The 247-nt window shown below is 56.3% G+C and carries 1 protein-coding gene; it reads left to right on the top strand.

The features are described 5' to 3' along the window. The first annotated feature begins 12 nt into the window (after nucleotides 1–12). Nucleotides 13–171, top strand: coding sequence for an IS66 family transposase (locus I6F38_RS43690; RefSeq protein ID WP_225164754.1), 159 nt, complete (start codon nucleotides 13–15; stop codon nucleotides 169–171). Nucleotides 172–247 lie beyond the last annotated feature (76 nt).

Here is a 247-nt window from a genome sequence, read left to right on the forward strand (position 1 = left end):
GAAGGGATCGAGATAGATGTCTCGACCCTGGCGGATCGGGTCGGCGCCTGCGTGGTGGCGCTCGATCCCATTATTGAGGCGATCCGGATCCATATCATGAGCGCGGAACGCATCCACGCGGACGATAGTGTGCTGCAGAAGCACACAGAAAGGATGATCGAGATGATCTGAAAATCTGTGTGCACAAGCTGTGGCAGCGATGAGGGTAGGCCCCTCGGGATCGACTTTCAGGAGTAGGTCTCAAATC

It is taken from the genome of Bradyrhizobium sp. BRP56 (assembly GCF_020194035.1).
GTDB lineage: Bacteria > Pseudomonadota > Alphaproteobacteria > Rhizobiales > Xanthobacteraceae > Bradyrhizobium > Bradyrhizobium australafricanum.